Source organism: Bacteroides sp. MSK.20.12 (assembly GCF_019052435.1).
GTDB lineage: Bacteria > Bacteroidota > Bacteroidia > Bacteroidales > Bacteroidaceae > Bacteroides > Bacteroides xylanisolvens.
In genome coordinates this window covers 34,913-61,062 of record NZ_JAHQVH010000037.1, presented here as the reverse complement: position 1 = coordinate 61,062, position 26,150 = coordinate 34,913, and the positions used below count along the sequence as shown (strand labels likewise).

The following is a 26,150-nucleotide window of genomic DNA, read 5'->3' as shown; positions in this document are numbered from 1 at the left end:
GATTCTGTGTAAGGAGTGTACTTCTTTTTTAATTCTTTCATGGGAATTTCGCATTGAAGAAGTGTCAACTTATTTAGTACACTACAGACACCACCATTTCTCCATAGAGTCACCCCAATTATCCCATAGCTTTGCATCAAGGAATCAAGGCTTTTTCTTTGATTATATAACGTGTTGCAGATACTTTATCTGCAACCTATCTGCCGCAGGTATCTGCAACGTTCCAACTATTTATCAATTAGCACATTACACGCGTTTGGTTGCAGGTGGCAGATGTTTTTATGTTTTTTCAACTTTATAGAGGAAGGATTACGCATCAAAATTAGGGTCACAACCGTAAGTCATAAACCCAATTCACCTCTGTGTCCTCCGTGTCCTCTGTGATGAAAAGAATCAAAACTGCATAGAAACGAGTTAAACGTTGCGCTAATGAATGGGTCAAGGGTGAGGGATGGTGAGGGTAGATTTATAACTTTCGTATTTTTTTTTATAGATAAAAAAGGAGATAGTATAGAAAATAATAAAATAAAAGGTTATAAATCTACCCTCACCACCCCTCACCCTTGACCCATATCTTATAATAAAAAGATAACGGGGAATCTTAAAAACTCAATCGTCTTTTTCAGATTTACCACAACGTTTTTAGAATACTCCATTATTTTATTCAAAACAGTGCAGGAATGAATCAAATTTTAGGGATATAGCTGTCCTAAACCAAATCCTCCAAGAATTACAATTGAGTCGGCTTGTTGAATATACATAACTTCCAGCATTTATTTCCATATTTCCACCACATTTCAAAAAATATGTATATCTTTGTCATACGCTTTCTGCTCATCAGCGTGATGAAATTAGCGGGAGGCGGTATATATTACTAAATGGAATATGTAATGTATTGTCTCTCCCACTCGAAACTTAGCAATTTCATATAGAGGAGAGATGATTCAACAGATATTCCACGCGAACGGCTTTATATCAACATATCCGTTGGAGATGTGTTATATATAAACGATTGGCGTGGATGTCTGTTGTTATCATTGTCTTTCTATAGGGTATGCTAAGACCTCGAGTGGAGATAATGGTGCAACAGCATTCACGTCTTTTTTGTGTCCGGTCGGTTATGATTACCCCAAAAGTCTAACCTAAACAATTCCCCGTCCGCCCGAAATACAGAAAACGTGGATGCACGTTGTGCCACATAAACAAAATAATACTCCATTTTTATTGTGGAACACATTAAAACAAAAGCATTATGCCAAAATGGATTAGCGTAGAAGAAGCGGCGGCCAAGTATGGAATCAACAAAGAAGTAATCTGGCTTTGGGCGGATATGAAAAGATTCCCGATGTCGTATGAGAAAGGTATCACCACTGTTGATGAAGAAAGCCTTATCGGATTCCTGCATCAGAATAAGGATCGAGTTACAGCCGAGTATATCGACACATTGGAAGACCTATGTATTGAAAAAGCAAATATCTGTAACTTATATGCTGAAATTATTGGCTGTCAAGACAAAGAACTCTTGTATCAAAGAGAGCAAATAGCTCGAATGAAAGAGATACAAACAGCTATGAAAAGGCAAAACAGCCGGCTCCGGGATTGTGAGAAAGTGTTCACGAAATATGAAGAGAACTTTAGTACTTGCTGGATTGGAAGAATCTGCGCTCACTTAAGGCGACTGATACGGTTGATACGACGGTAAATACCATTCTATCTCATTTTAAACCCTGAATAGATATATTTAAAGATATCCCTAAACAGAAATGTTTAAAAATACTAGAAATATACTGTAGTAAGATTTTTTATCCATTCGTTTTATATTCTTAACTCCGAAAAATTCGTAAGTGTAGATAAACCAACTACTTTTGGCTCTCGAATTTGCAGCATTTTTGAATGTCTTGCGTCTAATAAACATAAACTAATATATTTCTAGTCATGAAACACAGACTGTTACTACTAATTCTATTCGTATTCGCTACCTCCGTGGCGGGGTGGGCACAAAAATCCACAGCTCCTTCTTATACAGTCAAAGGAGTACTTATTGATTCTTTAACACAAGAGGGAGAACCGTATGCTACCATCAAAATAGCAAAGAAAAATGCTCCGGATAAAGCAGTCAAGATGGCGGTGACTGGGGCGAATGGTAAGTTTCAGGAGAAACTGAATGTCGCTGCGGGCAATTACATCATCACCATTTCTTCGATTGGTAAAGCGCCGATAGTAAAGGAATTTACTCTAAAACCGTCCGTGAAGGAGGTTGATTTGGGCACAATGATTTCTTCGGAAGCCAATAACGTATTGAAAGGAGTGGAGGTAGTTGCACAAAAACCTTTGGTAAAGGTAGATGTGGATAAGATTGAATATAATATTGAAGATGATCCGGACTCAAAATCGAACAGTATATTGGAGATGCTTCGGAAAGTGCCTTTGGTAACGGTGGATGGAGAAGACAATGTACAGGTGAACGGCAGTAGCAGTTTCAAGATACATGTGAATGGAAAGCCCAATAATATGATGAGCAATAATCCGAAGGAAGTACTGAAAAGTATGCCGGCAAACACAATCAAATATATTGAGGTGATAACTTCACCGGGAGCTAAATATGATGCGGAAGGTATCGGAGGTATTCTGAATATCGTCACAGTAGGTTCCGGATTTGAAGGATACACGGCTACTTTCAGAGGAAATGCTAATAATAACGGAGTAGGTGCCGGCACTTACGCAATGGTGAAACAAGGTAAACTGACTGTTTCTGCCAACTATAACTACAATTATAATAATAGCCCGCGCAGCTATTCCGATAGTTATCGCGAAAACTACGAACCGGATAAAGAGAATGAAAAATATCTGGAATCGGAAAGTAGCTCCAAGTCGAAAGGGAATTTCCAGTATGGCAATTTGGAAGCCAGTTACGAGATTGATACGTTGAGGCTGCTGACCGTGGCTTTCGGAATGTACGGCAGTAGTGACAAAAGTAACAGTGGCGGAAATACGATTATGCACGGAGCTGACCGACAGGATTTTGCGTACCGTTATAGGACCGACAATCATGGAAAAGGGTCATGGTATTCTATCAACGGAAATATAGACTATCAGCGTACTTCCCGAAAGAATAAAGAACGAATGATTACGCTTTCTTATAAAATCAATTCCCAACCCCAAACGAATGATTCATATAATACTTATCTGGATATCGAGCCTGATGAGAATAAACTGGATATCATCAAAGAATTGTCATTAAAGAATTTCCATTCGGACGGAAAGACAAATACGATGGAGCAGACTTTCCAAGTGGACTATACTACTCCGATTGGAAAGCTGCATACAATTGAAACCGGTGCCAAATATATTTTCCGACGTAACTCCAGTGATAATCGGTTTTATGAAGCCGAGGGAGCAAGTGAAAACTATGCATATAATGAGAATCGTAGTAGCGAGTACCGTCATTTGAATCATATTCTCTCTGCTTATGCCGGATATACGCTGAAATACAAGGGATTTACTTTCAAACCGGGATTACGTTATGAGCAAACCATACAAGAGGTGAAGTATCTGGTGGGTCCGGGCGAGAACTTTGATTCGAATTTTAGTGATCTGGTTCCTTCCGTTTCCTTGGGAATAAAACTAGGAAAGACGCAGAATTTGCGTGGTGGATATAATATGCGTATCTGGCGTCCGGGTATCTGGAATTTGAATCCTTATTTCGATAATCAGAATCCGATGTTTATCAATCAGGGAAATCCGAACCTGAAGAGTGAGAAGAGTCATTCGTTCGACTTGTCTTACAGCAGTTTTACGTCCAAGTTCAACATCAATCTTTCTTTGCGTCATTCTTTCAATAACAACGGAATTGAAAGAATCAGCCGCTTGATTACTGATAAAGACGGAGAAATCTTTGAAGGCGGGCATAAAGCTCCCTACGGCGCACTGTATAGCACATACGGTAATATCGGAAAGAGCCGGGAAACAGGATTGAACTTTTATTTGAACTGGAATGCTTCTCCTAAAACTCGAATTTACGTCAATGGACGTGGCAATTATAGCGATTTGCGGAGTCCTGCCCAAGAACTGCACAATTATGGATGGAATGCTTCTGCTTATGGAGGAATTCAGCAGACCTTACCGGGAAAAGTACGTTTGAGCCTGAACGGCGGAGGTAGCACACCCCGAATCAGTTTGCAGGGAAAAGGTTCAGGATATAGTTATTATAGTTTGGGATTGAGCCGTTCTTTCCTGAAAGAAGAACGTCTTTCTTTGAATATTTATTGCAGCAATGTTCTGGAGAAATACAGAACTTACAATAATCACACAGAAGGAGCTAACTTTATTTCGAAGAGTTCGAGCAAATATCCGAGCAGGTATTACGGTTTCAGTATCAGCTATCGGCTTGGTGAGTTGAAAGCCAGTGTGAAGAAAGCTGCACGAAGCATCGACAATGACGATGTGAAAGGTGGCGGCGGAGGAGGTGGAAACACCGGGGGTGGAGGTGGTCAGTAGACCACTTCCGCACACCGGGATTCCCTTTTATTTCTGTCTCACGTCTTGCTTGTTGGTGTTAAAACCAAGTTTGGTCAGTCCGGCCTGTACGTCGGGATGGCTCATGAAGAGTTTCCATAATAATCCGGTCCGGTAGTTTTCGATCATGACAGCAATAGGCCCCTGGTCGATGGCCAGATAACGTTGCGGATACCAATTGTCCGTTTCGCTGAAAGCATCGTAGAATCCGAAAGGACCGAACACTTTATCTCCCATACCATACAGATGGCGCATCACTTGCATGGAATATTCCGGTGTATAGACAATGGATGAAAGTGCGGCAGTAGGGGAGATCACTCCTTTGTCGTCCTGTTCATTGGGTGAGTGAGCCGCATATCCATCGACGGAGTAGCTGGCGGTCAGTCCCCAACAATCCGGTCCGAAACCTTTGTAATGTTTAGGGTTGCGGATGCAGTAAGCACGGTTCACCAGTGTCAGGTTGCGCATCTCGTGGAAGTAGCTAGGGCAGTATTCATCTTTCAGTCCCACCGGATCAAGTCCGAGAAAAGAGTATTGAGCCCAGAAAAGCGGTCCGGCTTCGGTGCCCTGATAGCGGAGATGCAACTCGATTCCTTCCACTTTATGCGGAGAAACGATGGCTCCGTTCTGTGCCCAACCGTCATGATATACAGCCGCAGGTACTCCGTGTGTAGGAGAAGCGGCGGCAAGAATATACATAATCATACATTCGTTGTAGCCGTGTACAGGGAAATTCATTTCCCAGCCATACGTCGGACTCCAATGCCAGTAAAGAACGTTTTGCCCGCCTTGCCGATACCAGTTCCAGTCGACATCCCGCCAAATCTGGTCGATCCGTTGGGCGAGGGCTTTCTCTTTCTCGTTTCCGTTGACGTAATATTGGTGTACAGCCAGCAGCCCTTGGATGAGGAAAGCGGTCTCTACCAGATCGCCCCCATTATCTTTCTGGCCGAATGGTTTCACTTTGCCCGTATCACCATACCACCAATGAGGGTAGGCTCCGTGGAAACGGTCTGCCTTTTCGAGGAAAGAAACGATGCGTTCCATTCGTGCCAGTCCCTCCTCGCGGGTGACGTAACCGCGGTCGATTCCCGCAAGGATAGCCATGATGCCGAAACCGCTGCCGCCGGAAGTGACTACGTTGGCATCGTTTTCTGGATAAACGCCGTCCACATGATAACGTTCGGGAGCCAAGCCGCTATTCGGCTCGGCACCTTCCCAGAAATAAAGGAAAGTCCGTCGCTGGACGGTATCCATCAGGGCGTCGTCCGATAACGAGTCGGTGGCTGCGGAAAGGTTGTTGCTTTTGCTTTTCCCTTTACAGCTCTGGAAAGTCAGGGCAACGGCGGATAGAAATAGTAACATGAGCGGAAATGCACTCATTTCTATTATTCTTTTATATTTATCATTCATAATCAAGGTGATAAAAGTTTAGTTTAACGTGAACTTCGCGGTTTTCACATCACGGCTGTTCGTACCGATCATCACTTCAAAGTCGCCCGGTTCGGCAACCAGTTGCAAGTCATAATTATAGTATCGAAGCATTTCCGGAGCAATCTTGAAACGGACAATCTTCATTTCTCCCGGTTCGAGGAATATCTTTTGGAAACCTTTCAGCTCTTTGACGGGACGGGTACTGCTACCCACAACGTCGCGGATATAAAGCTGTACCACTTCCGAGCCGGGCCATGTTCCGGTATTGGTAACCTCCACTGCCGCGGTCAACGAACCGTTCATGTCCATGGAAGAATGACTCAAGTCGATGTCACTGTAAGAGAACGTCGTATAAGAAAGACCGTAACCGAACGGATAAAGCGGATCATTATCCACATCGAGATAGTTGCTGCGGAATTTCTCAAACCATTTGCCATCTTTCAATGGGCGTCCGGTATTTTTGTGCGCATAATAAAGAGGTATCTGGCCGACATTCTTCGGGAAAGTCATAGTCAGTTTACCACCCGGATTGACGTAACCAAAGAGAGCGTCACCAATGGCATAAGCGGCTTCACTACCTCCGAACCATACATTCAGAATGGCAGGCACATGCTCCTGTTCCCAGTTTAGCGTAAGCGGACGTCCGGTAAATAACACCAGTACCACCGGTTTGCCTGTCTTTAAAAGCTCTTTCAACAGATTCTGTTGTACGTCGGGAATATTCAAGTCCGTACGGCTGCTGCTTTCACCACTCATTTCAGAAGATTCACCTAGCGCTGCGATGATGATATCCGACCGACGGGCTACGTTCAATGCTTCGTCCAACAACTGCTGGTCGGTGCGGTTGTCACGGTTTAGGGAACGGCCGAACATCGTTGCCCGTTCTTCGTAACTTGCATCACTAATCAGGTTGCTTCCTTTAGCGTACATGATATTCGCTTTTCCGGCTGTCATCTCTTTCAATCCTTCTACCAAAGAAGGGCAACGGTCGAGCACAGCTGCTACGCTCCATGTACCCGGCATATTGCTACGGCTGTTTGCCAACGGACCGATTACTGCAATATTTCCTTTTGGGTTGAAAGGCAACAACGGATTTCCGTTCGGATTACCGTCGGGACTGTCATTCTTCAGAAGAACGAAACTTTCTGCTGCAATTCTGCGGGCTGCATCACGATGGGCTTTGGTAAAGATGTCGCGTGCCGGACGTTTCGGATCACAATATTTATAAGGATTATCAAACAATCCCAGTTTATATTTGGCTTCCAGAATACGACGACAAGCCGTATTCAACGTTTCCATAGAGACTTTTCCTTCCTGAACGGATTTCTTCAGTGTTCCTACAAAACCTTCGCTTACCATATCCATATCCACTCCGGCATTGATGGCACGGGCAGATACTGTCTGAAGATCACCGATACCGTGATCGATCATTTCTGAAATACCGGTATAATCAGTCACCACAAAACCGTTGAATCCCCACTGTCCGCGGAGAATATCTGTCATCAGCCATTTATTGGCAGTGGCCGGAATACCGTCTACTTCATTAAAAGAAGCCATCACGCTACCTACACCCGCTTCAACGGCTGCTTCATACGGCAGCATGTAATCATTGAACATTCGTTGGCGGCTCATATCTACGGTGTTATAGTCACGGCCGGCTTCGCCTGCCCCATATAACGCAAAGTGTTTTACGCAGGCCATGATTTCGTCATTCCGTTCCATGTTTTTCCCCTGATAGCCGCGCACCATCGCTTCGGCAATCATGGCACCGAGAAACGGGTCTTCGCCACTACCTTCGGATACGCGTCCCCAACGAGGGTCGCGTGAAATATCCACCATCGGGCTGAAAGTCCATGAGATTCCATCGGCACTTGCCTCTACGGCTGCAATGCGGGCAGACTCTTCAATGGCTGTCATGTCCCAGGTGCAAGACAAACCGAGTGGGATAGGGAACATCGTTTCGTATCCGTGAATAACGTCCATCCCGAACAATAACGGAATACCCAGCCGTGAATCTTCCACAGCCTGTTTCTGTACTTCACGTATTTTCTCTACTCCTTTCAGATTGAACAATCCTCCCACTTCGCCTTTCTTGATTTTTGCGGCGATGTCGCTGCTTTTAGCCTGTCCCGTAGTGATCTCTCCGGTGACAGGAAGGTTTAACTGTCCGATTTTTTCTTCCAGCGTCATTTTATTCATCAATACGTCGATGAAACGATCCATATCCTGTGGCGACTTTTGTGCCGACGCGGTTAGAAAACCTGCGGCAAACAACAGGACGGATAGACTTAACTTTTTGTATATCATATTATTATAGTTGCTTTTATCTCTATTCATATAAAGTCCTCCTGATGCGTTGAATGTTCGGCACCGAGGAGGACATTGTTCGACACCGAGGAACAGTAGTTTCGGCACCGAGGAAACAACCGTTCGGCACCGAGGAACTTTCTTATTGGTAGTCGGGGTTCTGTACCAACACTCCCTTAGACTTGTCGATCTCTGTCTGCGGCAGTGGAAGCAGTGCGTTTTTGTCCTGATAATTGGTTTTACCGGCTGCGTGCAACACTTCTTTTGCAATGCCCCAACGAACGAGGTCGTAGAAACGGTCGAATTCCAACCCTAATTCCACACGGCGTTCGTGGCGGATGGCCTCACGCAATTCTCCCTGATCGGTAGTCGTCACTTTAGGTAATATATTGGTACTGGTGCCTCTGGCGCGTGCGCGTACTTGTTCCAAATAGTCGATTGCTTCACCCGGAATACCTTTTTCATTAGCTGATTCGGCTCCCATCAGCAATACATCTGCGTAGCGGATCAGACGAATGTTTACCCAGAATCCTTTGTTGGTATATTCTTTACGCAAAGCCGGGTCGGTATAGGCTTTCTTGTTAAAGTAAGCACCCATTGCCGGAGAAACCGGAGATTCGCCGTATGGCTCGTTGGTGTTTTCCGGAGTGATAGGCTCGCTGTCCGAGTGGCGGAAGTAGAGTAGGGTAGAGTTTTTGCGTGGATCACCCTGTTCGTATGCTTGCGCCATATACTCTGTTGCCATGTGCCATCCCCATCCCAAGTCCCATTGACCTGCTCCGCGTACACCTTGTACTTCACAGAACTGGCTACCGATAACGGTACTTTGAGGAAGAGCGGCAGTAGCTGTACATTGCAACTCGAATATAGAACCTCCGTTATTTTCACCATCGTCCGTGAAAATCTCATTATACGGAGTCTTTAAGTTGTAGAGCCCCTTTTTGATGACATCGGTGGAGGCTGTGTACATATTGTTCCAGTCGTTGCGCATCATATAAGTACGCGCGTGTAAGGAACGGGCAGCTCCCCAAGTCAGTCGTCCGGTGTATTCGCTGCTCCATGTTTCCGGCAATGACTCTTCTGCTGTTTTCAGGTCCTTGTCGATTTGCTCATAGATTTTATCAGCACTTGTCTTCGGGATATTGGCTTCCGAAGCATCGTTGATTTTATAAGTTACCAAAGGAACTTCGCCGAAAGCTCTTACCAGATTGAAGTAGCAATAAGCACGGAAGAAAGAGGCCTCTCCCTTATTGATGATATCTTCAGTTTCTGTTTGTCCGGCTGTTTCTTTTTCTGCAATGGCATCAAGAATCTCATTACATTGGTAGATGATGGCATAATTCTGTCCCCAATAAGCACCCAGTAGGCCGTTGGTCGGTGTATACACAAAATCATCATACATTTCGGCTACATCAGAGCCATCGCTGGCAATACTTCCTTTTTCCGAATCTTCCGAACGGAAACAGTGGATGGCAAAAGCAGGAGGACCGGCTGTCACATTATAGTTACGCATCATCGTATAGACATTATAAATCTTACCGTTGACCAGAGCGTTCGGATTATCATCTTCCGTAAACTGTCCTTGTGGACTACGATCCAGAAAGTCACTACAGCTGCCTAGAAATAATGTAGTTGAAGTAATAAGAGCTGCAAATATATATTTATTCAGTTTCATATAATGATAGTTTTAAAGATTAAAGTTGTGTTCCGCATGGAAAACTGGCAGTGGCACCTTGCCACTAGAATGTTAGGTTAATGCCGAAGGTGTAGACTGCAGGTACAGGATAACTACCGTTATCTACTCCGAAAGCAGTGGCGGTTCCTCCGAGTTCGGGAGTATATCCGGTATTATGTTTCCATGTCTTCAGGTTCTGTATGTTGACATAGACTTTCAGGGCTTGCAGACGTATTTTGGCAATTAAGCTCTTGTCGAACGTATAAGCTAACTGTACATTACGGATACGGAAGAAACTACCGTTCTCAATGTAATAGTCGGAATTCAAGTTATTGATAGAATGTTTGGTGTTCAGCAACGGTTGGGTGTTGGACGTACCTTCTCCGTGCCAGCGGTCCAAACGTTGTTCCAGGTAGTTGAACTGGGCAAAATTGTAGTTATCCCATGTACGGAAAATCTTGTTTCCGCCTTGTCCCATCATGTCGATGCCTAACGACCAATTCTTGTAGTCTACTCCGAGAGAAAAACCGTAAGTGACCTTTGGAGTCGGGTTACCTATCATGGTACGGTCTTCCGGGGTGATTTCTCCGTCACCGTTCACATCGGCGAATTTCAGGTCACCGGGGGTAACGGTAGCCAATGTATTTTTGGGTGATGCGTCAATATCTGCTTGTGACTGATAAACGCCTGCCACTTTATAACCATAGAAATATCCGATAGGATAACCTGCCATTGTGTAACTTTGCTGCTTATCTCCGGCAATGATGGAGTATCCTTCCTGAACAAGACTTTTTACCTCATTCTTGATAGTAGTCAGGTTGGCACTGACGGAATATCCCCAATCACCAATCTGATCGCGCCAGGTTACAGCCATTTCCACTCCTTTATTCTGGATCTCTCCCAAGTTTCCGATACCGGGGATAGTTCCGGAAATTCCGGGAACTTCGGCTAACAAATCTTTGGTGTTCTTCTTATAGTAAACACCCTCAAAATGCAAGCGGTTGCGAAGTAGGTTCGTTTCAAATCCGGCTTCCCAGGCTTCTACTTTTTCCCAACGTAGGTTAGGATTAGGAAGATAAGCAAGTTGGTATCCGGGATAAATGATGGACGGTTTACCGAATACAGCCGAATAAGCATTGGTCAATAAGGGTTCGGCAGGATAGGCTTTATCCAGGTTCTGGTTTCCTAACGTACCGTAAGATGCTTTGATTTTCAACATATCCAGCCATTTGATGTCTTTCATAAATTCTTCTTCGGACATCAACCAACCTCCACCCAGTGAGAAGAAGTTCTGCCATTCATTGCCTGTGTAGGAGAAAGCGGAAGAACCATCCCGGCGGAAAGAACCGTTGAACAAGTATTTACCTTTATAGTTGTAGATCACACGTGCAAGTACGGATAATGTACTGCGTTCCCATTGAGTACTTCCATTGGTAGCGGTAGCTGCATCGCCGATGCTGACAAACCATTTGTCCGGATCATCCGGAATGACCAGTCCGACCCCCTGCTTGCGTGCTCCGTCCAATCGGCTCAACGAATTATAATAGGTAGTAAAACCGGCGGTAGCTGTCAGGTTATGATTTCCATTATCAAAGCTGTTGGTGTATGTCAACAGGTAGTCGCTCTGAACTTTGGTTTCATTCTCTTTAAACTGGCTGACCTCGGTCTTGCCTGTTCCCAAAGTAGAGATCCCTCCGTTGACAGCGGCATCGTATACTTTTACGATCGGTGTATACGTCCGTCCGTTGTTCGACGCATAATCCATAGAGAACATCGCTTTGAACGTGAAATGTTTCAGGAAGTCTACCTCACCATAAATGTTACCGGATGCCCGGTAGTTCTCCGCTTTGGTAGTATTTGCTTTCAATTCGACGTCTACCATCGGGTTGTTGATCTGCGCTTTCTGGAATTCGGGCAGAGCCGTATATAATCCGTATTCGTTGTTATATACCGGAGCGATAGGAGTTGCACGCAGGGCATTCAACACCTGTTTGGAATCTGCAGGAAGCATACGTGCACCGTTGAATTGGAAACCGACTTTCAAAAAGTCCGTAATCTTATAATCATTACTTGCGTTGATGGTTACCTTGCTGAATTTCTCATGCTCGATGTTGCCTTGTTCGTAAGAGTAGCCTACACCCAGATAGAAACTGTGTTTGGGCGAGGCCCCTGTAATACTGATGTTATTGTTTGTAATGAAAGCAGTCTGGAAAATTTCGTCTTGCCAGTCGGTATTGGCATCCCAGCCGGTATAATCGAAAGGGTCATCTTTCTGATTGGCAAGCTGTTCGTTATATAGTTCCTTGAATTGTGAACCATTCACCAGTTTCACTTTATCCACTACTTTCTTGAAACCGAAAGAAGTATTAATATTGACCAGTGTCTGTCCCTCTTTGGCTTTCTTTGTGGTAATGATGATAACACCATTCGCACCGCGAACACCGAAGATAGCCAGAGATGACGGGTCTTTCAGGATTTCCATAGATTCGATGTCCTCCGGATTCAGGAAATTGATGTTGTCATTGAATAATCCGTCGACAATGTACAGCGGTTTATATCCGTTGATGGAGTTTGTTCCGCGAATACGGATTTCCGGGTCCGATCCGGCTCGTCCGGAGTTTACAATCTGCACACCTGCCACTTTCCCCTGAAGGGAAGACAGCGGATTCATTGCCGGTTTGTTGGCTAACTCTTCTCCTTTGACATTGGTGATAGAACCTGTCAAGTCTCTTTTCTTTGCACTACCGTATCCGATAACGACTGTTTCGGCTAGTACTTGTGAATCTTCTTTTAAAGTGACATTGATGACATTCTGTGCCCCCACCTTAATGGTTTGCGAAGTCATCCCCACGTATGAAAATACCAATACGTCCTCCAGAGTGACAGAGATTGAATATTTACCGTCCATGTCTGTGATGGTTCCGGTGGAAGTTCCTTGTACGAGTACCGATGCGCCGATCAATGGTTCATTGGCAGCGTCCGTCACTGTTCCTGTCACCGTCTTTGTCTGTGCAAAGGCTGATGCAGAGGCCAGTAGCAGGCAAACAAGCGTCATGATGCTCCTTGACCTGATGGCTTTTTTCTGAAGATGTTGTAAAAGTCTAGTCCTCATTGCATTAAATTTTTCCATTTGTTATTATTTAGGTTGAAGTCTTTTTTCTGCCGTCTTTTGGCGAGAGTAACAAAGGAAACAAACGAAATTCAAAAAAGATTTTGGAAAAAAGAGGGAATGGTTGATTTTAACACTAAAAGGGAGGTGACTGTTGAAAAAGGTTCAGGCACGAACCGGTGTTGTTCGTGCCTGAATAATGGGATGAAGATTACCCGTCGGGGGAGGTATATCCTATGTATACGTTGTTCGTTCTATGATTTCCTGTTTTAAAACATCTGTTCCGCAGTGGTCATACATTGAATGACATCTTCTTTGCTGCCATTGAAAGGACCTGATTTCTCTATTTTTAGAGTTGACATGGCGGCTGCAAAGCGTCCTGCTTCTTCAATGCCGGCTCCTGATACCCGTTGGTATAGATAGCCGATGGTGTAAGTGTCTCCACACCCTGTTGCATCTACCACTTCTTTGGGTTTATAAGCCGGAATACGATAGAAGTCTTCTCCGTCGAAAATAAGTGATCCCATGCTTCCCAAGGTGACAAGCACTTCTTTCACGCCCCATTCGTATAATTGACGGGCAGCTTCATGCGGATCGGAAAGACCTGTCAGCACTTCCATCTCGTGCTCGTTGACTTTCAGGAAATGGATATATTGCAAAGCTTCCCGCTTATCTGTCCAGTCCACCGGATAGACGTGAGTGTCACGCACTTCACGTAAATAGCCTTGTGAGTCTACTGCAATCAACCCTCTTTGAGATAGTTCTTTGATTACTTCCAATGAGAAGTCGTCAGACAGCAGAGAGCCGAGATGGTAGATTTGTGCATCTATATCTTTCAGCTGACCGGCAATGAACGGATCGGCTTTTGCTAATACACGTTGAGTACGGTCGTCCGGATTGGCGCCATAGATATTCTCGAAGTATACGGAATATTTGCTTGGCAGGGCGGTTACATGAATACCCATTTCACGTAGTTGTTCTACAATGTTCATTTCAGTGGTGCCGACTGCTGTTACTAAAGCGTAATCGATGTCGTTAAAATGGCGGATGGCATGTGAACAATAAAAAGCCGTTCCTCCGGGCATATAGACAGTATTTTGGGGAGTGACTACTTTGTCTAATGTGATGTGACCGATGCAGCAAAGTTGATGTTTATTCATGTCTAACCAATTAAAAAGCCTCCAAGATAGTATCTTGAAGGCTTCTAGTTTATTTTTAGTGCGGATGACGGTCACTAAATACGGACTATCTTATGCACTGTTGTTTCATATCTTACAGAGCCCTCGCATTGTTCATGTCAGCGAATAAGTCACCGAACGTATAATGAACTCCTTATTTTACCTAAATCAATGAACTTTTAATTCTGCCGCAAAGGTACTTTTTATTTCTGATAAACCTAGTTAAAGTGATAAAAAACGCCCCATCTCATACCTTATCCTTTTGAGATTCTTCTGTTTATTTTATAATTAACCACTCACTCTACACTAATTATCAACTCCTTTCCTTCCTTTAGCTTGTCATGAGTGATAAAGTAACTTTCTACTTTTTCGTTGTCATAAGTAATGTTTGTTATCTTTTCTCCGTTTCCTTTTTTCTTGATAGTGAAATCTTTGCCATTCAAATTAAAGATTGTCTTGTCGAATAAGGGTACAGTGATAATATACTTAGGGTCGGCAGGTGAATATGTATATAACCCTATGGAATTCAATACATACCACGAAGACATCTCTCCTGCGTCATCCATGCCGCAATATGCTAGTTTTTCGGGTCCCATGCGATAATAACCGTTCAATATCTTATTCAGTATTTTCTGAGACTTTTCCTGTTTGTCCACAAAATAATACATATAAGGAATACTATGCCCAGGTTGGTTGCCATGACAATATTGACCGATAAAAGTAGTCAGGTTATGTGCTTCATACCCTTCCCATGGGATAGTAAATAAGGAGTCTAATTTAGTTTCAAATGCCTCTTTGCTGGGGAATAAATCAATGAGACCTTGAGGATCGTGGAGAGCAAAGAAGGTTGATTGCCATCCATTAGCTTCACGATACATATATTCATAGAATGGTCTCTTAGGGTCGAATGGAGTTACCCATTCTCCATTTTCCAATCGGGGACGCATCTGCTGAGTGGTGGGATCGAATAGATGTTTATAACTATCTGTTCTCTTCATCAGTATTTCATAATTTTGCATATCGCCCAATTCTTTGGCCAGCAAGGCAGTAGCATAATCATCGTATGCATATTCCTGCGTCTTTGTCACAGCTGCTTTCGCTACTGTTTCTAATTTGGGATCTTTAATATCCATTTCGGATATCCATCCCCGCTCCATATACTCTTTAATATGAGGTCTGCTGCCCTCGCCTTCGGCAAAGGCATTGTTTAAGAGTATTTTATATGCGTGCTGCACGTCAAAATCGCGGATACCTCTTAAATAACTCCCTGTAACAAAGGTAGAAGCATGATCGCCATGGAAAAATCTGGGCATGAATCCTCTAATCTCTCCATAATCTGTAATAGATTTTAGGACGTCTGCCGTGACATCGGGAGAAACCATACCCAGCAAAGTTAACTTATTACGATAATCATCCCAAAAAGAAGGTTCACTATAGTAACGGAATCCTTTGTTTACTACCTCGCCTTTGGCATCAACATATTCTCCATTTACATCGCTTAATAATATGGGCCATAGAAATGCTTTGTAGAGAGCAGAATAAAAGGTTTCTTTCTGTTCTTCCGTACCACCTGATACTTGAATTTTAGATAACAATCCTTCCCATGTGTCGCTTGCCTCATTTCTTACTTGTGCGAAATCTTTGGTGAGTATTTCTGCCTCCAGATTTTTCTTTGCATTTTCGACACTGACATAAGAGAAGCCGACTTTCATTTCGAGAGGATCATTGATGTTCTCATTATTGATAAAGTTTACAATACGAACTTCCGCATCCCCATCTTTCAATGATTCTATATCCTTGATTTTATGATTGGTCACCGCATAGAAATAAAAAGTAGGGCCTGTCTGTTGATAACCGGAGAATACATTATCGTCCGACTTCTCTATATTCCAGCTTCTTATATGCTCATTAGAATGGGATAGGTCGACCAATAGTTTTTTCCCTTTCCCATTTTTATAAGTATATTTATGATAACCACATCGTAAGGATGAAGTCACTTCCGCATTAATGTCATATTTTTTGAGATAGACCTGATAATATCCCGGACTTGCCGATTCGTTATCGTGGCTATACCCTGTATAATAAGATTTTGGATCAACATTCCCGCTTACTGCTATCAATGGAACATAACAGAGATTCCAATGCCCTTTGCTGGTATGAACAAAAGCATGGATAATGGTATCTTCATACTGATAGCCCGAGCCGCTTCGCCACATGGTGACGGGAGTGACTTGCACCATTGAGTTAGGCAAGGATGCACCGGGGAAAGTCTCCGCTCCCCATGCCCTGCGAGTGGGATTGTACCCTAAATCTATACTGTCCCACAAAGTGGTGGTCCCTATAAATGGATTGACATAATCGGTCAAACGTTTGTTCTTGTCTTTCTGAACTGCACATCCTGCGACAATAGCCAGAAGGGCGAGAATGGTAATAGCTTTCATTTTTCCAAACATATATTTTCTATTTAATCAATTTTCATCTGAATACAGGAGCGCTATATCCGGTATAAGTGGGATATGTATTATTCACAACCGGCCATCCGTTTATCCAATTTACTTTATCAAGCATCAGACAACGATAATCTAGCTCGTCAACATATCCATGATACAGAATCCAGTCCTGACCCGCATCGTCTGTGATGATGCGCGAGCAATGTCCGGTTGAAGAGAACCGGTTATTGCCTTTTAACATCAACTCATGCTTGACATCGTTCATATCTTCTCCTTTTTTATTGGTATATGGACCCATGATGTTATTCGATTGTCCGACAACTAAACTGTATGTACCACCTTTGTGATATTGGCCGGTAGATAATATCAAATTGTATACTCCGTTTCTTTTGATAACATAGGCGGCTTCGTATTGGCCTCCGGCAACTTTCTTTCTTACTGCTCCTTTTTTGATAGACATTCCGTCGGCAGTCAGTTCTATCACGCTAATTTCACGAAAACTGCCCCAGAACAGGTAGTTGCGGCCATCCTCTTGATAAAGATAGGCATCTATCGAAATATCGACTCCCTGCTCGTTACTGTCTATTAGTTTTCCATGATCGGTAAAAGGACCGGTTGGCGAGGATGAAGTAGCGACACCGATGGCATGTTTCCATTCGGGTGCAGGCTGTGAGTAGTATATGATATACTTGCCATTCACTTTGCTTACAGTCGGTGCCCAGATACCGGCATCACTCACTCCTGTTATTTGAGGATGAGTTGCATCTGTGAAGATGGAACCTGCTCTTGTCCAGTTAATAAGGTCTCGCGACTTCATAATAGGTGCGTTTTTCATATTGGGATCTGTCAGAGAGTGTTCCGTTGCATACAGATAGAAGTAGCCATCCTCTCCTCTTATCACATCGGGATCGGGTAAAGAGAAATCTGTAAATACCGGGTTTTGGTATTTGGCAGTATAATCTCCATGAGAAGTGATATCCAGGAAATCGTGAGTATAGTTCTTTTCGGCTGTCATTGAGATTAAAATAGTGGTATAATACCTGCCCAAATCATTCTCATCACATAGTTCGGCTGGAAATTTGAACTGTGCTCCATCCCATTGTCCGGTTGCAGTGGGAGCCATATCTCTGTAACCGGGTCTGTCAATGGCTGGCCTTTGTCCGAATTCAGGTCCGAGTTGTCCCCAGGCTTCTTCTTCTTGTTCGTTAATAGTGAAGATTATTTTGTATCGTTCGTCAAAGCCCCAGTCGGTAGCGAATAATTGTACATTATAATCTTTTAGCTCCCAGCATCCCTTTGAGGTATAATTAAATTCATTTTCCCGTCCCGTCCAGCTGAAGCGGATTGCTACCTTATTTATTCTCTCTGTGGTAGCCTGATAGGTATTGAAGTTCAAACGGATACGATAAGTTCCTGTCTGTGTTACTGTTGTTCCGGAAAACTGCTGTCCGGTAGTCTCGTTCAATGTTATACCATCTTCCTTCAGGTTGAATGTTCTTTTTTGCTCACCTAGTTGCGAATAAAAAGAATAAGGTTTGTTAGCTTCCAGTTTCGTATATATTTCATAAATCGTGGAGCCGTTATATTCTACTTTTTTCACTTCCTGACCATCTTCTGCTCCCTCTCCGGTGATGTATAATTTCTCTCCCTCTTTGATGATGCCACCTAAATCGGCTGGCAGAGCGAAAGTGATACTTCGAAATTCTTCAGACAGAATGGATTTTAAACCTTTAGTGGTCTGTATAGCCCATTTTAGTTTTATATTGTTTCCGGCAGTACCTCCGGCAGCGGTTGCGATATCTTTAAGTTTGTGTTGTGTGATTCTAATATTGGTATTCGCCCCTGCATTATCTGATGAAACCTTATATATAGGAGCTGAAAAATTGCCATTCTCCTTATCGAATAGAATTGTGTAATTTACATCTTTCGTTTCACTTTTGGACCATTCGAATAATAGGTCTGTAACAGATTGTAGTACAATGTAATCGCCATTCATAGGGGCGTTAAGATTCTTCACTGCAATGAGTTCCTCATCTTCTATTTCATCTTTGTCGCCACAAGCAATTAAGTTGATTCCCAACAGACTTATTATGATTGCTAAAGTGAGTAAAGACTTTGAGTTTATGTGTTGTTTCATCTGATATTATTTATAATTGGATAGAACAGGGAACTATTACCCTGCAATCTTGGCTAATTGCAGGGTATAAATAGATAAAGATTTTATTTATTATGGATTTTGCTTATTCTACAAATCCATTTTTCTCCAATAGGGCCATCGCTTCTATTGTTGTTGTACCGCTTATGGCTGAACGTAAATCGCCCCATGCTGTATCTCCTTTCGGCATTTGCCACCACGTAGGACTCATTTTGATAACTGGCTTTTCGGTGCCAAGAGTCCATAGGTAGTTTGCATTATTTTTCAGGAAAGCAACAAAACGCATCCTGTCACCGTCCGAAAGATCCGGGTGCTGTATCAGTATGGTGAAGTAGCGTACAAATATACCTTTGAAGAGGTTACAGTCGTGTCCGCCGCCATCGCCGGTTTGTTCGCCATAATCCCTCATGACCTTGTAGGCGGTGTTTACGTTATTTGCTATATGATAACGGGCAACTTTCACTGCATCATTAAAATACACTTTCTCTTTTGTGATATTATACAATTCGATAGCTGCTCCCATAAATGTGCCTACATCATACGAGTAATCGCCGTTTGTATTGTCAAAATTTTCAAATACCCGCCCTGTAGACAATACAGTCCGATGATATTTCATCCATTCATATATCCGTAGTGCCCATTGTAGGTTAGTGAAACCGTTGATGGTCTCATCAGGGTATTTTTGTGCAAATCTGGCTGCAATAATAGCCGCAGGTCCGTTTGATGGTATGCCTTTTCCCATACTTTCAGCATCGGTTCCTACTTTCCATTGGATACCTCCACCATCGTAATCATTCCAACCTTCTGTGATCCATGTCCACAGATCGTGAGATGATTGTAAGAACCGGTCGTCATTGGTTGCATAGTATGCGCGTAGATGAGCCATTGCATGCCAACCCATATCGTCATAAAAATCGTGTCTCCATTTACCTCCATTTTTGTTTTTTACTCCATCGTAAAAGTCCCAGATGACTTTTTTATACTTTTCATCATTGGTACGCAGGTAAGCATCCACTACTACATCCAGTCCATGCGCTTCGGGCCAGTAGTCATTTTGCGCTATTTGTCCGTCAAATGTATTGTTGAAGCATCCCACGGATGTGTTCCAATACCTGTTTACAAAAGCTGTTGAAGCACTGTCGGCCGCTGCTACCCATGAGTACTTGGGAAACTGGTTTACTTCTATATATTCATCTTCGTATGTGCCACACGACATCAGAGAACATGAAAATGTAAGGAGAATTCCGAATAATATATTTTTCATAATTGATTCCGTTTTTAGCAGTCTGTTTCCCTTACGAGAAACAGACCGCGTATGATTTAGTCACCTGTATTTATATTAGTAAAGTCGTGAGTGTAATTTTTCTCGGCAGTCATAGATATCGTAACATCTGTGAAATATTTGCTGAGATTATTTTTGTCACAAAGCTCTTCCGGGAATTTGAATTGTTTACCGTTCCATTGACCATTATCGGTAGGAGCCATATCACGGTATCCGGCTCTGTCTATGCTAGGTCTGTTATCAAAGAACTTCTCTTCTATTTGTCCCCAGTCTTCTTGTTTCCCGTCTACGGTAAATTCAATCTTATAACGTTCGTCAAAGCCCCAGTCGGTTTTTTGTAATTGTACATTATAGTTCATAAGTTCCCAAACACCTTTCTCGGTATAACTAAAAATGCCGCGGGCATTTGTCCATGAATTACGTATAGCTACCTTATTTATCTCTTCAAAAGAAATATTTTTGTTCTTGAAGTCAAGTTTAATACGATAGACCCCTGCTTTATCTACTGTATAAGGAAGTGCTTCGCCTCCGGCAGTTTCTTCAATCGATTTTCCATCTTCTTTGATTGATATGATTCTGTCAGAGTTAGCTTGTAATCTGGTGTAGAAATAGATTGGTTCGTCGGCCTCCAGTTTTGTATATATTTCGTAATAAACGGTCGATTCTTTGGTCTCTATCATTTTCACACGCTGTCCTTGTTCCGAACCAGCTCCACCAATGTACAATCTTTCTCCATCGTCCAAATCTTCGAGACCTGCCATGCGGAGCAAGGTGATTGTTCTCGATTCTTGAGTCAAAGCGAAATTCATTCCCCTGTTTGAGCGTACGGTCCACTTTACGATTGCTTCTTCTTCCGACTTTGCACCTGCAAGCCGGGCTATTCTATTCAAGCCTTTTTTCGTAATGGTAGCTCCGGTATTTAAACCGTTGCCGTCTGCCGGATAAATATAGATGGGGTTAGAAAAGTCCCCGTCAAGTTTGTCGAATAATATATCGTAATAAACCACGCTGTTATCTTCTGCTTGGGCTTTTTCCCATTCAAAGTACAGGTTTGATACATCTTCTATTACTGCATATCTGTCTTCAACCGGCTCATATAATTTAGGAACTGGAGTGACAGATACACTCTCAAATTCTTTCACTTTTTCACAACTTGTGAATACTCCTGATGCTAATGTAAGGAATGCTATGGCCGTAAATAATATTTTGTTTTTCATCTTTTTATATATTAAATGATTAAAAAAATCGTCATGATTAATATCCGGGGTTTTGTCCCAGATTTTGGTTGATCGTAAATTGTTTTCTCGGCACAGCCCATAGATAATCCCGATCCCTGTTGAATGAATTTTCATGATACGAGAAGTAGGTCAAATCACCGTTACTCAACTTAAATTTGGCTCCTCTGAATGGTTCATTCAAGACATCTTCTGCAATTTTCCAACGACGTATATCATAAATGCGTGTTCCTTCCAGTGCCAGTTCTACGCGCCGTTCGTCTCTGATAATTTGCCGAATATCTCCACTTGTCGGATAGTCCATTGCTGCTGGTGTTTCATTGAACCCGGCGCGGCGGCGGAGTGCTGTGATGGTTTGCTCCCAGATTTCAGGAGTCATTTTATCCAATTCGTACATAGCTTCTGCATACATTAACAAAACGTCGGCATAACGCAGTGTTACAAAGTTGATGTTACAACTCCATGAAGTCCCTACTGTCCACGCACTTGGATTCGGATCATAATACTTCCTGTAGAAGTATCCGGTTTGTGAACCACTGGCATGGCCAATCTTGTCTTTATTATCTTTTGATGCACCGTTAGGATTAACATTTACCGTATAGGACGAGCCGTCTCTTTTTTGTACTACACTGCCATGACGCACGATTGTCATATCCATGCGGGGATCACGGTTGTCGTAAGCGCTTTTTGCTTCATCCCATTTGCTTCCATCTCTCATGAGATAGGTATCTATAAGGCTTTGAGTGGGACTTGCTACTATGTATTGTACCGATTCTAAATTGAATGGAACATATGTTGATATATCACTCCATGTACGTACTTTAGGGACGTATTGAATATCCAGAATTATTTCGTTATTATATTCATTCGCTTTATAAAATAGTTCCTGATAGTTGGAATGAAGTGAATATCTTCCATAGTCAGCTTTGTCGATTAACTTTTCGGTATATTTTTTCACTCTCTCCCAATCGTTGAAATTCAAGGCTACACGAGCGTTGAAAGCTACTGCCGCTCCGCATGTAATCCGTCCTCTGTCAGCTCTTGCATACCGTTCTTTGGTGGGTAGTATCTCTGCTATTTCTTCCAACTCCTGATGTAGCCATTCTACGATGGTAGCCTGTTTGGTTCGCTCAATAGTTCTTGCTGTCTGCTCATCGATATCTTGTGTAAAGAAGGGCACATCTCCATACCAATTTGTCAATTGGAAATAAAGGAAAGCACGTATAAAGCGGGCTTCAGCTTTCATCCTGTTTTTGAGATTTTCATCCATTTCTACTCTGTCGATATTGGCTAGAAGTGTATGGGTTGTCTTTATCCCACCATATAGTTCACCCCAGACTTTATCAAAAAGTCCTGTTGAAGATGTAGCCTGCCCGTTACTGATAGTCTTGACATCATCACCACCGTATCCGTTATAGAGGTTGTCACTCAATCGTTCGTCACGGAATACCCATTCCGTACTGTTCATCTGGCGATATGCCATATGCAAAAGCGAAGCTGCTTTTTCTTCTGATGTCCAATAGTTGTCGTCAGTAAATTTATTTGTAGGAGATACATCCAGATCGACGCAACCGGATGAAAATATGCAAATAAACAGACACCATGAAAAATATTTAATTATTGTTGCTTTCATATATTATACTATATCTGATTATTGTATTTAAAATACGATCTCAATACCACCACCATAATACTTCAGTGTGGGGTAGTTACGTCCACTGTTTGCACCATTGGCATTCATACTGTTACCAAATTCAGAAGACTCAGGATCGATAAATTTATTTTTTGTGATTGTTAATAAATTCTGTCCGGTTACGTATACCCGTACTTTGTTTATACCTATTTTCTGTGTTATATTTTCGGGAATAGTATAACCAATTTGTAAGTTCTTCAATCGCAGATATGCTGCATTATAAATGTTCCTGTCGGACGAATGTTGGTAATTGTTTGCATATGAAGACGTTGCATAGTCATTTATCAACCGTGGATATTTGGCGTCTGTGTTGCTCGGGCTCCAATAATCCAACTGGTGCTCGAACATGACAAAATAATAACTTCCATGAAACGGCTCAACCATTTCGCCACGTAATGCCATGTCGCGTTTGCCTACACCTTGCCACAACATATTGAAATCAAACCCTTTCCAGTTGAGTAAATAGTTGAATCCAAAGATATAGCGGGGGAAAGCATTACCCAAGATATAACGGTCGTTGTCATCTATTACTCCGTCACCGTTGCGATCTACATACTTCACATCTCCAGGTGACAAGTTTGCTCCGATAAACACTGCTGAATTTCGTATTTCTTCTTCGTTTTGATAGAGTCCATCTGTTTTAAATCCATAATAACTATGCAGAGGCACGCCTTCGCGAACAATACGTTCTATTCCGTCTACTTGAAATATATCCTGTTTTCCGTATTTTATTACTTTATTAAAAGAATCTCCTATATTGAATCCGAAGTTATGAGTAAAATCGGAATGACTTAGCCGGTAGTTTATCGACAATTCCCATCCCCTGTTTCTCATCTCTCCAATATTCTTATAAGGTACGGCTCCTCCTAAAGTACTCGGAGTTTGTGGCACTAACAAAATATCGGTAGTGTATTTATTGAAGTAATCGAAAGATATACTCAAGGTGTTTTTCAATAAAGTAGCGTCAAATCCGATGTTGAATGTCTTCGTCTTTTCCCATGACAACGCTTCATTGCCAAAGGTATAGCCTGTGCCTGTTACCGGAGTTTTATTAAACCCATATTGATTCTTATAAATATCGTAGGTGGTGAAATACTGGTAATCTGGCACGGATTGAGTTCCCAACAACCCATATGAACTTCTTATTTTCAGGTCTCCTACTTTTTCTTTCCAGAAAGAGAAAAAGTCTTCTTCCGAGATTCGCCATCCAAGAGTCGCTGATGGGAAAAATGCCCATCGATGCCCTTTTGCTAACAATGACGAACCATCGTAACGGGCACTTACTTCAGCATAATATTTATCCATGTATGAATAACCTAAACGACCCAACCACGAATGAAGCGCACGCTCCACTGTTCCACCAGGTGTATTGTAACTGCCAGGATCTATTTCGGTGTCATCTGTATCCGTATAGAGATCAGGGTCGACATATTTTCTTTTGATTTCATTAGCTTGTCTGCGGAATGACTCTGTTGTATATCCAAATACCCCTGTAACATTATGCACTTTGTTGAAAGTACGGTTATACTCTAAAAGGAACTGGGTATTCAACATGGTTATCTTTCCGTTATAGTCCTCAATGCTATAATCTTTCTTATCGCTTTCATTTATGATTTTATCCCTGTCGATATAATCATATACCGGGTGATAACGTCTTTTTATAAGACGATGTTCGGATCTCAGGTCATAGCCTAATACAGCTTTCGCTTTCAACCCTTTCCAAATGTTTAGTTCCCCGGATACAACCCCTTGAAAATGGTCGTCGTCGTTAGTTGTAAGACCACCATGATATAGGGTGGCAAGGAAATTACCTCCGGTGGTGACGTCTGTATTGTAATATTTTCCATCCGCATCGGGATATATGTCATACGTATTGTATGTTGGTACGCGCATAACATCTGATAACCATAAGCCACCTCTGTCCGAACGCCCTTCCTGCCTGTCGTAAGCCAATAATGCAGTCAGTTTCAAACGGCCTATGTCAGATACAACATTACTTCTGAAATTGTATCTTTTAACTCCAAAGTCTTGCCCTTTATAGTTACTCTCCTGATCGTAATATCCGAAGGAAATATTGTAAGAGGTAGTCTTAGAACCTCCTTGTACACCTACATTATAACTTTGTTGCAGAGCATTCTTCAATATAGCTTTATATCCCCATTCACTGTCTCCTTGAGCAAACTGGTGTATTTCCTCGGCAGTGTAAATAGGGTCTTTGCCAGCGTTTACATACGAGTCGTTACGTAACAGCGCATTTTGATAGCCCGGTAGCGGCTTCAATAAGATATCTGGGTTTTGCGTTCCAATAGAAGCGTTGAAAGAGACCTGGGGTTTCATATCCAAATGCCCTTTCTTTGTGGTAATCAGTATTACTCCATTGGACGAACGTGAACCGTAAATGGCGGCTGTACCAGCGTCTTTCAATATGGAAACGTTTTCTATGTCACTTGGGTTAAGCATATTCATTGCTTTAACATCATTGGCAATCATTCCGTCTATAACAATCAGAGGGTCGTTGTTATTCATTGAACTGACACCTCGAATATTAATATTCATTGAGTTGTCGTTCGGATTCATACTACGTTGCTGAATCGTGAGACTAGGTGACGCTCCTTGCAATGCCTGGGTAAGATTAGCTACCGGACGATCTTTAATAAGCTTATCTTTTACCTGATCGACTGCCCCTATCACATGTTTACGGGTAGTAGTACCATAACCGATCACGATAACTTCGTCCAATACCTTCGAGTCTTCTCTCATAATAAGAGCTTGAAATGATGTGTTTCCTGCTTTCTTCTCAATGGTTTGAAAACCAATATATGAGATTACTAACACATCATCACCATTGCACATGATGGAAAATTTTCCATCTACATCCGTCACTGTACCATTGGCGGTGCCTTTTACAACAACACTCACGCCAATCAACGGTTCTCCCTGCTCATCTTTCACAGTGCCTTTTACAGTTTTTTCTGTTCGAGATTGCTGTGTGACACCAGTTTGAGCAAATCCTTTTGTGGTAATTCCTGCAGATAGCAGTATTAAACCGGTTAACATTAATAGTTTACATATTCTACTAGTCATATTATAACTATTTTATTGATAATAAATTGTGTT

Annotated in this window: 13 protein-coding genes; 2 read left to right on the top strand and 11 right to left on the bottom strand. The window is 42.5% G+C overall.

Features of this window, described 5'->3' with window-relative positions; genetic code table 11:
• The first annotated feature begins 1,252 nt into the window (after nucleotides 1-1,252).
• Together KTR06_RS17735 and KTR06_RS17730 are read left to right on the top strand one after the other, a co-directional pair.
• Nucleotides 1,253-1,702 carry a hypothetical protein gene (locus KTR06_RS17735; protein WP_055235161.1) on the top strand — a complete coding sequence of 150 codons (450 nt, stop codon included), beginning with the start codon at nucleotides 1,253-1,255 and terminating at the stop codon, nucleotides 1,700-1,702.
• Between the two features lie 233 nt (nucleotides 1,703-1,935).
• Nucleotides 1,936-4,497 carry an outer membrane beta-barrel family protein gene (locus KTR06_RS17730; protein WP_128131414.1) on the top strand — a complete coding sequence of 854 codons (2,562 nt, stop codon included), beginning with the start codon at nucleotides 1,936-1,938 and terminating at the stop codon, nucleotides 4,495-4,497.
• Between the two features lie 27 nt (nucleotides 4,498-4,524).
• Here the strand turns inward: KTR06_RS17730 and KTR06_RS17725 are convergent, their stop codons facing one another.
• From KTR06_RS17725 to KTR06_RS17675, 11 genes are all read right to left on the bottom strand, one after another.
• Complete coding sequence (locus tag KTR06_RS17725) at nucleotides 4,525-5,928, bottom strand: glucoamylase family protein (protein WP_217290647.1); 1,404 nt, start codon at nucleotides 5,926-5,928, stop codon at nucleotides 4,525-4,527.
• Nucleotides 5,929-5,946: 18 nt separating this feature from the next.
• Nucleotides 5,947-8,256 (bottom strand): beta-glucosidase BglX, encoded by a 2,310-nt coding sequence (gene bglX / locus KTR06_RS17720; protein ID WP_004324488.1) that lies wholly within the window; start codon nucleotides 8,254-8,256, stop codon nucleotides 5,947-5,949.
• A 142-nt stretch (nucleotides 8,257-8,398) separates the two neighbouring features.
• Nucleotides 8,399-9,931, bottom strand: coding sequence for a RagB/SusD family nutrient uptake outer membrane protein (locus KTR06_RS17715; RefSeq protein WP_217290646.1), 1,533 nt, complete (start codon nucleotides 9,929-9,931; stop codon nucleotides 8,399-8,401).
• Nucleotides 9,932-9,995: 64 nt separating this feature from the next.
• Complete coding sequence (locus KTR06_RS17710; protein WP_217290645.1) at nucleotides 9,996-13,061, bottom strand: TonB-dependent receptor; 3,066 nt, start codon at nucleotides 13,059-13,061, stop codon at nucleotides 9,996-9,998.
• 248 nt (nucleotides 13,062-13,309) lie between these two features.
• The gene (locus KTR06_RS17705; RefSeq protein WP_120067141.1) at nucleotides 13,310-14,200 is read right to left on the bottom strand and encodes a PfkB family carbohydrate kinase; all 891 of its coding nucleotides are present in this window, start codon (nucleotides 14,198-14,200) and stop codon (nucleotides 13,310-13,312) included.
• Between the two features lie 314 nt (nucleotides 14,201-14,514).
• Nucleotides 14,515-16,671, bottom strand: a complete 2,157-nt coding sequence (locus KTR06_RS17700) for a GH92 family glycosyl hydrolase (protein ID WP_217290644.1) — start codon at nucleotides 16,669-16,671, stop codon at nucleotides 14,515-14,517.
• A 22-nt stretch (nucleotides 16,672-16,693) separates the two neighbouring features.
• Complete coding sequence (locus KTR06_RS17695; RefSeq protein WP_217290643.1) at nucleotides 16,694-18,805, bottom strand: family 43 glycosylhydrolase; 2,112 nt, start codon at nucleotides 18,803-18,805, stop codon at nucleotides 16,694-16,696.
• 103 nt (nucleotides 18,806-18,908) lie between these two features.
• The gene (locus tag KTR06_RS17690) at nucleotides 18,909-20,087 is read right to left on the bottom strand and encodes a glycoside hydrolase family 76 protein (RefSeq protein ID WP_217290642.1); all 1,179 of its coding nucleotides are present in this window, start codon (nucleotides 20,085-20,087) and stop codon (nucleotides 18,909-18,911) included.
• 56 nt (nucleotides 20,088-20,143) lie between these two features.
• Nucleotides 20,144-21,322, bottom strand: coding sequence for a SusE domain-containing protein (locus KTR06_RS17685; RefSeq protein WP_217290641.1), 1,179 nt, complete (start codon nucleotides 21,320-21,322; stop codon nucleotides 20,144-20,146).
• 37 nt (nucleotides 21,323-21,359) lie between these two features.
• Nucleotides 21,360-22,973 carry a RagB/SusD family nutrient uptake outer membrane protein gene (locus KTR06_RS17680; RefSeq protein ID WP_217290640.1) on the bottom strand — a complete coding sequence of 538 codons (1,614 nt, stop codon included), beginning with the start codon at nucleotides 22,971-22,973 and terminating at the stop codon, nucleotides 21,360-21,362.
• Between the two features lie 27 nt (nucleotides 22,974-23,000).
• Complete coding sequence (locus KTR06_RS17675; RefSeq protein WP_217290639.1) at nucleotides 23,001-26,117, bottom strand: TonB-dependent receptor; 3,117 nt, start codon at nucleotides 26,115-26,117, stop codon at nucleotides 23,001-23,003.
• Nucleotides 26,118-26,150 lie beyond the last annotated feature (33 nt).